Raw genomic sequence first — 13,521 nt, 5'->3', positions numbered from 1 at the left:
ATAACCCACTGTGAATTTCCTTCTTTTGTTGCAATAATAGAACGCTTATATTAGGGTGTCTTACAAATATCCCAAATTAAGAATTAAAAATTAGAAATGAAGAATTATTGATGTAATTCTTACAGAATTACTAAAATTAATTTATTTTCAAAACTCCTTAGGAGTTTTTTCATTAATTTTTCATTATTCATTCTTAATTTTTCATTGTGCTACAGCACCATATAAGAATTATTTCATTTCTATAACCACTTTTTAAGTACTCTTTTTACATTTCCATAATAAATTTTATCTATTTCAGTATTTGTAAATCCTTCTTTTAATAAAGCATCTCTAAGTTTACCTATTTCAGCAATATTATTTATTTCAACTTCATTTTCAATTCCATCAAAATCAGTTCCTAACGCTAATACATCAACACCTCCAACATTCTTTATATGTTTTAGATGAGCTATCATAGAATTGATAGTTGGCACTTTCTCCTTGCCTAGGAAAGGTGCACAGAAGTTTAATCCCATAACCCCGCCTTTATTAGCAAGCTTAACTATCATATCATCAGTTAAATTTCTTGAGTGATCAGTAATTACTCTAGCATTAGAATGTGTTGCAACAAAAGGTTTTTTGCAAATATCTACTAAGTCATAAAAACCACCATCAGATAAATGTGAGCAATCCGGGATTATTCCAACTCTCTCCATTTCTAATACTATTTCCTTACCTTTTTCAGTTAATCCATTATCTTTATATTTATATCCTGCATTTGGATAACCTATACTATTTTTAAAATTCCATGTTAAAGTAATAAATCTTATTCCCATATCATAAATCTCTTGTACTCTTTCTACTTTTCCTTCAAGAACTTCACCTTCTTCTATAGACAAGAATGCTCCTATTTTACCATTACTATTAACTTCTTCTAATTCCTTTAAACTTCTAACTATTTCTATACTATCTTTGTTCTCACTTAGTTCCTTAACTAAATTATTGTACATATTAATAAACTCATCATACGGATTTTTAACTAAATCTAGCTCAATAAAATGTGCAAATACTTGTGCTAAAGCTTTTCCTTCTTTTAGTTTTTTTATATCTACTTTACATTTACTGTCCCTTAATTTTAAATCTTCATATAATAATCTACTAGCTGTATCACAATGTAAATCAATTGAATTCATTTTAATCTCCTCTTCTCCTACTAGTCTTTTCTTCTTCAATCATTCTGATTCTTTCTTGTCTTGCCCATAATAAATAATCCTCTATATTCCTAGGACCAGTTATTACTTTTCTTCTAACCCATAATACCCCAGATTCCTGAGCTTCAATATTCCATTTAACTAAAGAAATTCTACCACTTTCAACTTCAATTGCTGTAATAGCATAAGGCAATACTGAACATCCATCATTAAAATATGGCGGCTCTTTAAATTCAGGCATTCTACTATTATGTGTATGTCCACATAATAACATCTTACCATTATCTTTAGACCACTTTTCTAATTTCTTATCTACCTTATTTCCTTTTTTATTATTTTTAGCTGGACTTGATGGATCTCTAAAGCCAGCAATTCCATTTAAAAACTTCCATGGATATCTAACTAAAAATCTAGAAATCATCCAATACCTATAGTTAAACTCGTCAGCTTGATGTCCATGAGTTACTAAGAATTTTTCATTTATTGGAGTATATTTAAAATTAATACCTTCATAAAAATTTAAGCCCTTTATAAACTTCAAAAAATTATGTCCATAATTACTTCCTATCTTTTTTAAAGCTCTATATTGTGAAATATAAAAATTTTCTCTACTCTTTATTATATCATGATTTCCATAAATTATATAAAGCCTATTCTCCTCTTTATATTTATTAAGTATTTTAAAAATATCACTATACACATATGCTATGTCTGTACAATTAATATTTTTCCAAAGTTCATCTCCATCGCCAACTTCCACATAAATAAAGCTCTTTTTATAATAATAAGATAAAGCTGCCTTATATATATTTTTATTAGGTAAAAATGAATCATAAAAGGTTCCATCTCCTCTATGAATATCAGACATAAATACTATATTATCACCGTTATCAAATCTTACTTCTTTTGAATTTTCATAAAGATAATTTAATCGCTTCATAAATATTCCTCTAAAATTAATTATAAATATTATATGTTTAAATTACAAATTTGCTAAAAATATCTTATGTATTTAATTTAAAAGTTACATATAAATTTTATTTTTTAGTACAAACTACATATATAGTCCACTTTGAAAGGAGAAGAAAGAATTTGAAGCTAAAATTTAATAAACTTATTCTTATATCCTTATTAGTTTTCAATTTGATTCCTTATATTAACGTTAAAGCTGACAAAGATTATTGTGATTTATATAATGAAGAAATTCAATCCTCAAACTTCATAGACTCCTCTTCAGAAGAAGTAAAGAGAGAATTTAAATTCTTAATAGAAGATTTATTTTCAAAGAGAAATGCAGCTGTAGTCTCTGGGGATTCAGAGCTACTTAAGGAATTTTACGATTTAAAAATAAAAGTTAGTTTATGGGCTTATGAAAGCGAAGCCAAGAAAACTCAATATTTAATAAATTGGTCTGAAAAGCAAGCAGTAAAGTTTAAGGATTTAAAATCTATAGTTAGAATAAGAAAGGTAGCGGAAAAAGAACCTGGTCTATATGGCATAATTTGTGATGTAGCCACAGATTTTAATTATTCCTATTCAGATAGTCCTGAAACTATAAATCATTTTAGACTTGGGACTAATCATTATTTAAATTTAAAAAAACAAGATGATAGATATATAATAACTAAGGAATGGTACACTGATCCTTTTGCAGATTCTTTAGATATAAAGAATTTAAAATCTGATGAAATTAAAAGCTATATACTAAGTCAAAATGCCCCTATATATACTCCTTCAGAAAAAGTTCAAAAGGCAGTAGATTATGCTCATAAGTATTGCGGTGTTTCTGAAGATGAAGAATTTACATTTAAGTATAATCCTAGTTACAAAGATCATAATCCTGATGGTGGCGATTGTGCTAATTTTGCCTCACAAATTCTATTTGAAGCTGGAGGTTTTAAAAAAAATGGAACATGGAATTATGCTGGTAAAGAAGGTACTAAAGCTTGGCTCAATGCTCAAGGCTTTAAAAGCTATATGGTTTCAAGTGGCAGAGCTTCTTATATTGCGAAAGGTAGTTATCAACAAACATATAAAGCAGCATTTAACTTAAGACCTGGTGATTTTGTAGCATATGAAAAGAAAGGTAGAATAACTCACGTATCAACAGTAACAGGCTTTGATTCTAAAGGCTATCCTTTAGTTACCTGCCACAATACAAATAGATTACTAGTTCCATACGATTTGGGTTGGAGTAATGATAATATAAAATTTCATTTAATACACGTACACTATTAATAACTAATGATAACTTAAGACTAATATCAGTTTAAGAGTTCTAAAATTTAATTAAGAAAGCAATTTATTTAATTAAATAAAGTATTATGGATACGGAATAGATAGTGCAATATTAAAAAAAAGTAATATAGATATAGGATTTATTAGCTAATGTAATAACTAATAAATCCTATAGCCTTTTTATATACTATATAAATTAAATATAATTATTAAAATAGTATAACTGGTATAATATACTTGTATTTCAAATAAATCACTTAGTAATTGTCATATAATGCAAACAAAAAAATAGGAGTATATCAATCTATAGGTATATCCCTACTTTTCTGTTATTAAAATTGTCCCTATTATTAATACTACATTAAAACATAGCCTATAATTAAAATTTAATTAATAACAGTAACAAAGTATAAATCTTATAAGGTTTAATTATAAGTTTTATTTTTAAATTAAAATGCAATATATATTTGACATTTAGTAATATATAACATAGTATATATAATATAAGGAGGTTCTGTATGAAAAATAAAAGACTAAAAATCGCTCGTATTGAGTGTGATATGAATCAAACAGATTTAGCAAAAGCTGTTGGTGTAACAAGACAAACTATTGGATTAATTGAATCAGGTGATTATAATCCTACACTTAATCTTTGTATAGCAATATGTAAAGTGCTTGGAAAAACATTAAATGATTTATTTTGGGAGGAATAGAAATGAAAAAAGAAAAACTTCAAGATGAAAGAGTTCTATCACAAAAAAGAAAGATTGGAAGTGATGCATTTCAAATACTTTTTTTAGGTTTATTTTTATCAATTATTATTCAGTCATATATTTTTGATGCTAAATTTTCTCAATATGCAGTTGAAATGATTCTACTTATAGTAGGTTCTCTATATGTAATAGTGCGAAATATAATGGTTGGAAATAATCTTTTTAGTTCTGATAAAGTAAATAAAAAGTCTATCATTATAAATAGTATTATTTGTGGAATTATAGTTACTACTATAAATGTTACTCTTAATTATATAAATTTTAGGGGTTTATTTATAAATAATATGTCAGATATGGTACTAGCTTCATTGATTACTTTTGTATGTAGCTCGGCTTTTACATTTATAGTTCTTGAATTATTATATATAGTAAATAAGAAAAAGCAAATACAAATCGAAAAAGAACTTGAAGAAGACGAATAAAATTGCAATTATTTAAAGGTTTTGTTCCCCAAGATATCATAACTTTGATATTCTATTTTTTTATAAAAAAACAATATTATTTATTATACATATAATCAAAATAATTAAGCAAAAATATATAACTTGAAATAACTTTTTAGGCAATAGTATTAATATATTAAAAACTAAAGTCCAGCAAATATTGCTGGACTTTTTAATTAAACATACTACACACATATTATATATTATAAATATAATTTTTTAAAAGTTTCTATAAAATTACTCTTGATAATGAAATAATACACTTCCATACTCTTCAACTTCTAATATTTTCTAAGTTGTTTTAAATATACACGGTCTAGTATTAATTCTTAACTATCAATTGCTTCTTTATATTGGTCAATAGAATCAGCTACTATACTCATTAGTTTTCTTTGATAATTCTTATCACATAGCATAGCATCCTCACAACTATTACTCATAAATCCCATTTCAAATATTACTACTGGCACTCTTGACCAGTTAAAGCCTGTAATATCATTTCTTTCAAATATTCCATTAACCTTAACTCCATTATCTTTTAGGTTAGACTTTAATATTTCAGCATACTTATTACTTTCATCAAAAATATCTTTTGTGCTTCCTTTGCTAGATGGAACTAAAAGAGTTGCACCTGTTTTACTATTGTCTTTTAAACTATCACAATGAATTCTAATTGTCATATCTGCTTTTGATTTATTAGCTATTTCAGCTCTCTCTGCATTACTTATATTTACATCATGCTCTTCCCTAGTCATAATTACACTGTAGCCTTTTTCTACAAGTAAGTCTTTTAATATAGCTGCTGCTTCTAAATTAACTACATATTCAGGTTTCTTTGTTGAAATACCTTCAGTACCTTGAGAAACTCTGGGCTTTTTATTACTAGAATTCGGTGAAACATTCTCAAGCTTACTATCACCTTTCTTCTGGTGTCCAGCATCAATACATATAACTAATTTTTTATTTTCCTCTTCTGTAAAAGCTTTTGGATTTAAAGCTAAGCTATTAAAAGAAATAATGGAAACTATTAATATACTAATAAAGTTTTTCTTTTTCATTTTTCCTCCTAAGTTATAAAAATTTTATTGCCCTATGCTTTCAATTAATGTAATTTGACTAAAAATATTTTCACTTAAAATTTTATGATACTACAATATTTAAATTATTTATTGAAACATATATATTAGTTAATTAAATATATATTGTGCATAGCTTGTTTTTATTATTCAGCTTAGCTTAATCTAATAATTGAAATCACTAAAAATATCTGTATATTAAAATAAAGAGCTGTCTTATGACAGCTCTTTAAAAATTAATTATAATTCAATTGTTAATTCTACAGGACAATGGTCAGATCCTAATACTTCAGTATGGATTTTTGCATCAACTAATTTTTCATCTATTGATTTTGAAGTTACAAAATAATCAATTCTCCATCCTGCATTCTTTGCTCTTGCACTAAATCTATATGACCACCAAGAATAAACTCCTGTTAAATCTGGATAAAAGAATCTAAAAGTATCTGTAAATCCTGCATTTAATAATTCAGTAAATTTACCTCTTTCTTCTTCTGTAAACCCAGCATTTCTAGTGTTAGTTTTAGGATTCTTTAAATCTATTTCTTTATGAGCTACATTTAAATCTCCACATACTATAACAGGCTTTTTCTTGTCTAAGTTTACTAAATGTTCTCTAAAGGCATCTTCCCACACCATTCTATAGTCTAATCTAGCAAGTTCATTTTTTGAATTTGGAGTATATACAGTTACCATATAGAAATTTTCAAATTCTAAAGTAATTACTCTTCCTTCTTTATCATGCTCTTCTATTCCTAAACCATATACTACTGATAAAGGTTCTTTCTTAGTGAAAATTGCTGTTCCTGAATATCCTTTTTTCTCAGCATAATTCCAATATTGATGATAGCCTTCTAGTTGTAAATCAATTTGACCTGCTTGTAGCTTACTTTCTTGAATACAGAAAATATCTGCATCTACTTCTTTAAAAAAATCTAAAAAGCCTTTTGTTACGCAAGCTCTTATTCCATTAACATTCCAAGATATTAACTTCATTCTAAAATTCTCCTTTGCTATGTAATAAATATAATTTTATTATAACATATATCGAAAATAATTTTCTCCCTTAATTTTCTTCTTTAGTATTCTTGTAATATCCATTTTTTCTTTGTATTTTATTATAAATAAAGAAAAAGTAAGAATATGCATTAATTTGTAATACATATTCCTACTAATTTTATTTACATTTTTAATTATATAAAGGGTGATTAGCACATAATGCCTTTACTCTTCCTTTTAAATCTTCTATATTTGGATTTTCTACTGAAAGAGTATCGTTAATTATAGAAGCTATTTCTTTCATGTCTTCTTCATTAAACCCTCTAGTAGATACAGCTGCTGTTCCTATTCTTATTCCTGAAGTTACAAATGGACTCTTAGTTTCATTAGGAACAGTATTCTTATTAACTGTAATACCTATTGAATCTAATAATATTTCAGCATCCTTACCTGTAACATTCTTATTATTTAAATCTACAAGTATTAAATGATTATCAGTTCCTCCTGATACTATTTTAAAGCCATAGTTATTTAATTCCTTAGCAAGTACACTACAATTGTTAACAACACTCTTAATGTATTCTTTATAGCTTGGATCTAAAGCTTCTTTAAAACATACTGCTTTAGCTGCAATAGTATGTATTAATGGTCCTCCTTGAATTCCAGGGAAGATAGTCTTGTCAATTTGCTTTGCATACTTTTCTTTGCAAAGTATTAATCCACCTCTAGGTCCTCTTAAAGTTTTATGAGTAGTTGATGTAACAAAATCTGCATATGGAACTGGTGATGGATGTACTCCTGCAGCTATTAATCCTGCAATATGAGCCATATCTACCATAAAGTATGCTCCAACTTCATCACAAATCTCCCTAAAAGCTTTAAAATCAATTATTCTTGAATAAGCACTTGCACCAGCTACAATAAGCTTTGGTTTATGCTTTAAAGCTAATTCTCTTACTACATCATAATCTATAGTTTCAGTTTCCTTATCTACTCCATAAGATACAAAGTTATATAACTTACCAGAAAAATTAACTGGTGAACCATGAGTTAAATGTCCTCCATGGCTTAAATCCATCCCTAAAACAGTATCTCCTGTCTCAAGAACTGAAAGATATACTGCCATATTTGCTTGTGAACCTGAATGAGGTTGAACATTAGCATGTTCAGCTCCAAATAGTTCCTTAGCTCTATTTCTGGCTATATCTTCAACTTCATCTACAACGTGGCATCCACCATAATATCTTTTATTTGGATATCCTTCTGCATACTTATTAGTAAGGAAAGAGCCCATAGCCTCCATTACTGCTTTAGAAGCAAAGTTTTCAGATGCAATTAATTCAATTCCATCCTGCTGTCTTTTTAGCTCCTTTTCAATTAAATCACTAATAGCCTTATCTTCTTTTGAAAGATTTTCAAAATTCATTTTATCACCCCAAATTAATATTTTAAAAAATTACTTTTGAGTAAATTATAAGTTTATTTCCAAGAATAATCAATTGATATTTGTAATTATTTAATTTTTATTGATATTATTTAATAAATAGATTATTAAATATACAAACTACTATAATAAACTATTTCCATATGTTATAATACATAAGTTATAATATATTAACAATATTTCATTGAAAAAATATTTTGCTAGCATCTAAGTAATGCTAGTATTTTTTGAAAATATATAAAGAAATTTTTTAGATTAAGGAGTAATCTTTATGGATTTAAATGAAATACTTCATGTTGCAACCTTTGCTGGAAAAATAATGTTAGAATCTGGTGGAGAAACTTATAGGGCAGAAGAAATAGTATGGAGAATTTGTAAAATTTACGGAGTTGAAGAAGCTGAAAGTTTTGTTACCACTACAGGTGTCATGGTTTCAATATGCCATGATGGTAAAACTCATTCCTTAATAAGAAGAGTATCGACTCGCACTATAGATTTAGATAAAGTGCATAAGGTTAACGATCTATCTAGAAATATTGTAAATAGAGGATTAACAGTTTCTGAGCTTAAAGAGCAATTAAAATTAATTGATAATGGCGAAAGATATAGTGATAAAACATCTATATTAATATCTGCATTAGGTGCTTTTTGCTTTGTTTTCTTATTTGGCGGAGAACTAAGAGAAGCTCTAGCTGCCTTTTTAATTGGTCTTGTAATAAAATCTGTATCTATTAAATTTGCTAGCTTAGGAATTAACCAATTTTTTATAAATAGCATTTGTGCTGGTGTAGCAGCAATCATTGCAATTTTTTTATTAAAATCAAACTTAATTGTAGATTTAGATAAAACTATAATAGGATCTATAATGCTTTTAGTGCCTGGTCTTGCTATTACTAATGCTATTAGGGATACAATATCTGGCGACTTACTAGCAGGCCTTACAAGAGCTGTAGAGGCATTTCTAGTAGCTATCTCAATAGCTATAGGTACTGGTGCTGTTCTTAGCTTTTGGATATCAACCTTTGGAACCCTGTAATTTAGGAGGATTATTATGTTAAGTCAATCACTATTTGCTTTTTTTGCTACCCTAGGATTTGGGATACTATTTAATATAAAAGGTAAAAACTTATTTTATGCTGCCCTTGGAGGTGGATTAAGTTGGTTTGTAAGCTTAATTTGTTTTGAATTTGGTTTGGATACAACTTCATCATTTTTTATTTCAGCAATAATATTTAGTATTTATTCAGAAATAATGGCTAGAGTCTTAAAAACTCCAGTTACTTCCTTAATAATTTGCGCCCTTATTCCCCTAGTACCTGGAGGTGGCATGTATTATACAATGTACGAAGCTGTAAATGGCAATATAATGGAATCAATAGAGCTTGGGTTAAATACTTTAGCTAGTGCAGGTTCTTTAGCTTTAGGTGTGATTTTTGTATCTACTATAACAAAACTGCTTATGTCAGCCAAAAATAAACGTGAGATAAGAGAAATTGAAAAAATATCTAAAAGAAGGCTATTTAAATACAGACTCGATAATTATAGAAAAAAATAAATTAGACAGTAATACATATTTACAAAAAGGTGGAGTCAAATTAATGAATCCACCTTTTCTTATTGGATAATATCTACTTTGATATTAAACTATTAAATTATTCTTCTACTGATATTGCAGTAACTGGACAACTATCACAAGCTTCTCTAGTTGCATCTTCATACTCTGATGGAACTGCACCTTCTTTTGCTTGTGAAACTCCTGATTCTAATGAGAATACTTCAGGACATATTCCTTCACATAATCCACATGATATACAAGTATTTTCGTCTACAAATGCTTTCATAAACTCGCCTCCTTTTATTTATATTAAACTTATTTTCCTTAAATTTAACATGTATAATTATTACTTAATATACCCTTATTATAAATAAACATTTAAAAATGTCAATATTATCTACAGTTTATTATTTATGGCAATGGCTTATTAACAGGGTTTAGTTCCATTATAATAATTTTATATCATGTTCTCTACATACCTTTATATTCTTCTCATCCCATACACTAGATTGAACTTCTCCTATATGAGCTTTGTTTAAGAAATACATACAAATTCTTGATTGTCCAATTCCACCACCAATAGTAAATGGAAGTTCATCATTTAATAACATCTTATGAAAATCAAACTCTCTTCTATAATCATTATCAGAAACCCTTAATTGATAATCTAATGAATCCTTGTCTACTCTAATTCCCATAGATGAAAGTTCAAAAGCTCTATCTAATAATGGATACCAGAATAAAATATCTCCATTTAAGCTCCAATCATCATAGTCCGGACTTCTTCCATCATGTTTTTCACCTGATTTCAATTTATCTCCTATTTTCATTAAGAATACTGCCTTATGCTCTTTACATATCGCATCTTCTCTTTCCTTTGCAGTAAGACCTGGATATAAATCCTCAAGCTCTTGAGTTGTAATAAAGAATATTTCTTCAGGAAGATCTACTTTTTCTCCCATAAGTTCACTATTTACAAATTTTTCAGTTTCTTTAAATACTCCATAAATTGTTTTAACTATTTCTTTTAACTTTTCTTCAGTTCTATCTTCTTTAGTAATAATTTTTTCCCAATCCCATTGGTCAACATATACGGAGTGGAGGTTGTCTAATTCTTCATCTCTTCTAATAGCATTCATATCGGTATAAAGACCCTCTCCTACGCTGAATCCATATCTATATAAGCTTAATCTTTTCCACTTAGCTAAAGAGTGAACAATTTCTACATCTCTACCAGTTGATAAAATATCAAATTTGACTGGTCTTTCAATACCATTTAAATTATCATTAACTCCACTACTTGAGTCAACAAATAAAGGTGCAGAAACCCTAGTCAAGTTTAACGCCTCAGATAATTTTCTTTCAAAAAAGTCCTTAATTTTTTTGATATGAACTTCAGTTTCAATTAATGTTGATTTACTTTTATAGTCTTTTGGTACAATTATTCCATCGATTTTCATAAAAAAAATCCCCCTTTTTATTTTACCTGGCTAATAAGCCATGATGTGTATTTATTAATATACGTATATTTAAATTCTTTAAAGAATTATAAACTTTTTTAAATAAAACAAAAAAACCTTCACCCTAATAAAAGGATGAAAGTTACAATTCCATGTTGCCACCTTAATTCGCTATTACTTCACAATAATAGCCTTATCAAGTACGTAAGTAAAACTTAGATACTTTATCACTATAACGGGTGCACCCGATTACCGCCTACTAGTTGTTATCTTTGGGGGTATAGCTCAGAGATGTTATTCAAATTAACTTACTTATTTTACTTTCAGCCAAGGTAAAACTCTCTTTGAAGATACATTAACTTTACTTCTTCTCATCATCGCATTTAATAATTCTTTTTATTTATATTATCACTTATCCATCAAGGTGTAAATAGTTTTTTAAAATTATTTTACAAAAGTGTTAATAGTCTTTATTAATTGTTTTAATGTTTCTTGTTCTGCTGATCCATCTTCAATATTTAAGCAATTGTTAGCATAATATTCTATAGTTAATCCACCTGCCCTATTTATAGCTGATCTAATGGCAGAAATCTGTACTAATATATCTGAACAGCAAACGTTTTTTTCCAACATTCCTTGGATTCCTTTTACTTGACCTTCTATTCTCTTAAGTCTATTTATTATATCTTTTCGTAGCTTTTCATTTTCTTCTTCCATCTCAATACCTCCTAATAAATATACCTCTATAGGGTATCTCTATTTTATCATTTATTAAATTATCTTTCAATTAATTAAAATATATTTATTATTTAAACAAATTTATCTTATTATAAAACAAAATGTTATAATAAATATATGGTTAAAAATATTAAATCTTAAATATTTATATAAAAATTTTAAAATTGCCATGGAGGAATTATGAACAATATACTTGACATTTTTGATAAACAAAAACATTACTTTAATTCTAATCAAACTAAGGATTTAGACTTTAGAATTAATTCATTAAAGAAATTAAAGAATATAATTAAATCTTCTGAAAAAGATATTTTAGATGCTTTAAATAAAGATTTAAGAAAGTCCGATTTTGAAGGTTTTACAACAGAAATTGGTCTTGTTTATGAAGAAATAAATTTGCATATAAAAAAATTAAAGAAGTGGTCTAAAAAAGAAAAAGTAAAGTCTTCAATAGCATACTTTCCTGCAAAAAGCTATATTTATAAAGAGCCTTATGGTGTTGCATTAATTATAGGGCCATTTAACTACCCTTTTCAATTAGTTATTTCTCCACTTATTGGTGCGATATCCGCGGGTAATTGTGCAATTATTAAGCCATCAGAAAACAGTCCAAACACTGCTAAAATATTAGAGAATCTAATTAATAATAACTTCAAAGAAGATTATATAAAAGTAGTAGATCCTTTAGGTGGAAAAGATACTGTTTCTTATTTATTAGATTTAAAATTTGATTATATATTCTTTACTGGAAGCGTTAGAGTTGGAAAAATAATTATGGAAAAGGCAGCAAAAAACTTAACTCCCTTAACTCTAGAACTTGGTGGTAAAAGCCCTTGTATAATAGACGAGACTGCAAATATAAAATTATCAGCTAAAAGAATTATATGGGGAAAATTAATAAACACTGGTCAAACTTGTGTAGCACCTGATTATATTTTAGTTCAAAAGTCAATTAAAAACTCATTACTCGAAGCTCTAAAAGAAGAAATCAAAATCCAATTCTCTGATGATATTGAGAATAATTCTGACTATCCTAGAGTTGTTAATATTGATTCTCTTAATAGGCTAAAAAGTTATTTAAATGATGGTAAAGTATATTTTGGAGGAAGGTACAATGATGAAGACCTTTATCTTGAGCCAACTATATTAACAGATATTAATGATAATAACAAAATTATGGAAGATGAAATATTCGGACCTATTCTTCCTGTTATTGAATACTCATCAATAGATGATGCTATTAACTTTGTTAGATCTAAGGAAAAGCCACTTGCCCTATACTACTTCTCTGAAGATGATAATAAGATAAATGAAATTCTTAATTCTATTTCCTTTGGTGGAGGCTGTATAAATGATACTATAATACATGTAGCTTCTTCTTATTTACCTTTTGGAGGTGTTAATTCAAGTGGGCTTGGATCTTATCATGGTAAGGCTAGTTTCGATACTTTTTCTCATAGAAAATCAATTATAAAAAGAGGTACTTTTATTGAATTCCCTATTAGATTTGCACCATATAAAAACAAGATAAGCATAGCAAGAAAGCTATTTAAATAAAAGCAAGGTATTTATTTGAAAGCTTGTATAAGCTTTAGTATTATATAA

Annotated in this window: 14 protein-coding genes and 1 other annotated feature; of the genes, 6 read left to right on the top strand and 8 right to left on the bottom strand. The window is 27.5% G+C overall.

The window, feature by feature from the left end:
• Window positions 1-239: 239 nt before the first annotated feature.
• Both GPX08_RS05825 and GPX08_RS05820 read right to left on the bottom strand, forming a co-directional pair.
• Window positions 240-1,172, bottom strand: coding sequence for a membrane dipeptidase (locus GPX08_RS05825; RefSeq protein ID WP_156625900.1), 933 nt, complete (start codon window positions 1,170-1,172; stop codon window positions 240-242).
• Between the two features lies 1 nt (window position 1,173).
• The gene (locus GPX08_RS05820; protein ID WP_156625899.1) at window positions 1,174-2,130 is read right to left on the bottom strand and encodes a serine/threonine protein phosphatase; all 957 of its coding nucleotides are present in this window, start codon (window positions 2,128-2,130) and stop codon (window positions 1,174-1,176) included.
• Between the two features lie 152 nt (window positions 2,131-2,282).
• Between GPX08_RS05820 and GPX08_RS05815 the strand changes: the two genes are divergently transcribed.
• The 3 genes from GPX08_RS05815 (at window position 2,283) to GPX08_RS05805 (ending at window position 4,623) form a co-directional block, all read left to right on the top strand.
• A complete protein-coding gene (locus GPX08_RS05815; protein ID WP_156625898.1) occupies window positions 2,283-3,428 on the top strand; it encodes an amidase domain-containing protein in 1,146 nt (381 codons plus the stop codon).
• Between the two features lie 518 nt (window positions 3,429-3,946).
• Window positions 3,947-4,141, top strand: coding sequence for a helix-turn-helix domain-containing protein (locus GPX08_RS05810; protein WP_156625897.1), 195 nt, complete (start codon window positions 3,947-3,949; stop codon window positions 4,139-4,141).
• Between the two features lie 2 nt (window positions 4,142-4,143).
• The gene (locus GPX08_RS05805) at window positions 4,144-4,623 is read left to right on the top strand and encodes a hypothetical protein (RefSeq protein WP_156625896.1); all 480 of its coding nucleotides are present in this window, start codon (window positions 4,144-4,146) and stop codon (window positions 4,621-4,623) included.
• Window positions 4,624-4,973: 350 nt separating this feature from the next.
• Here GPX08_RS05805 and GPX08_RS05800 read toward each other — a convergent pair whose 3' ends face one another.
• The 3 genes from GPX08_RS05800 to GPX08_RS05790 form a co-directional block, all read right to left on the bottom strand.
• The gene (locus tag GPX08_RS05800; protein ID WP_156625895.1) at window positions 4,974-5,702 is read right to left on the bottom strand and encodes an N-acetylmuramoyl-L-alanine amidase; all 729 of its coding nucleotides are present in this window, start codon (window positions 5,700-5,702) and stop codon (window positions 4,974-4,976) included.
• Between the two features lie 258 nt (window positions 5,703-5,960).
• Window positions 5,961-6,716: an exodeoxyribonuclease III gene (gene xth / locus GPX08_RS05795; RefSeq protein WP_156625894.1), complete on the bottom strand. Its 756-nt coding sequence runs from the start codon at window positions 6,714-6,716 to the stop codon at window positions 5,961-5,963.
• Between the two features lie 193 nt (window positions 6,717-6,909).
• On the bottom strand, window positions 6,910-8,145 hold the full coding sequence (locus GPX08_RS05790; protein ID WP_156625893.1) for an aminotransferase class I/II-fold pyridoxal phosphate-dependent enzyme: 1,236 nt from the start codon (window positions 8,143-8,145) through the stop codon (window positions 6,910-6,912).
• A gap of 289 nt (window positions 8,146-8,434) precedes the next feature.
• On the opposite strand from GPX08_RS05790, the gene GPX08_RS05785 reads away from it, so the two are divergent.
• Window positions 8,435-9,199, top strand: coding sequence for a threonine/serine exporter (locus GPX08_RS05785; RefSeq protein WP_156625892.1), 765 nt, complete (start codon window positions 8,435-8,437; stop codon window positions 9,197-9,199).
• Between the two features lie 15 nt (window positions 9,200-9,214).
• Window positions 9,215-9,718 carry a hypothetical protein gene (locus GPX08_RS05780; RefSeq protein WP_156625891.1) on the top strand — a complete coding sequence of 168 codons (504 nt, stop codon included), beginning with the start codon at window positions 9,215-9,217 and terminating at the stop codon, window positions 9,716-9,718.
• 97 nt (window positions 9,719-9,815) lie between these two features.
• On the opposite strand, the gene GPX08_RS05775 is transcribed toward GPX08_RS05780, so the two are convergent.
• The 3 genes from GPX08_RS05775 to GPX08_RS05765 form a co-directional block, all read right to left on the bottom strand.
• On the bottom strand, window positions 9,816-10,004 hold the full coding sequence (locus GPX08_RS05775; protein ID WP_156625890.1) for a 4Fe-4S dicluster domain-containing protein: 189 nt from the start codon (window positions 10,002-10,004) through the stop codon (window positions 9,816-9,818).
• A gap of 160 nt (window positions 10,005-10,164) precedes the next feature.
• Window positions 10,165-11,178, bottom strand: a complete 1,014-nt coding sequence (locus GPX08_RS05770; protein ID WP_156625889.1) for an aspartate--ammonia ligase — start codon at window positions 11,176-11,178, stop codon at window positions 10,165-10,167.
• 128 nt (window positions 11,179-11,306) lie between these two features.
• Window positions 11,307-11,565 (bottom strand) — a binding site (T-box leader).
• Between the two features lie 57 nt (window positions 11,566-11,622).
• The gene (locus GPX08_RS05765; protein ID WP_156625888.1) at window positions 11,623-11,895 is read right to left on the bottom strand and encodes a metal-sensing transcriptional repressor; all 273 of its coding nucleotides are present in this window, start codon (window positions 11,893-11,895) and stop codon (window positions 11,623-11,625) included.
• Window positions 11,896-12,096: 201 nt separating this feature from the next.
• Here GPX08_RS05765 and GPX08_RS05760 point away from each other — a divergent pair, with 201 nt between their 5' ends.
• Entirely contained in the window at window positions 12,097-13,473 is a 1,377-nt protein-coding gene (locus GPX08_RS05760; protein ID WP_156625887.1) for an aldehyde dehydrogenase family protein, read from the top strand.
• Window positions 13,474-13,521 lie beyond the last annotated feature (48 nt).

It is taken from the genome of Clostridium tertium, assembly GCF_902652255.1.
Lineage (GTDB): Bacteria > Bacillota > Clostridia > Clostridiales > Clostridiaceae > Clostridium > Clostridium tertium_A.
This window is presented reverse-complemented; position numbering and strand designations above follow the sequence as displayed.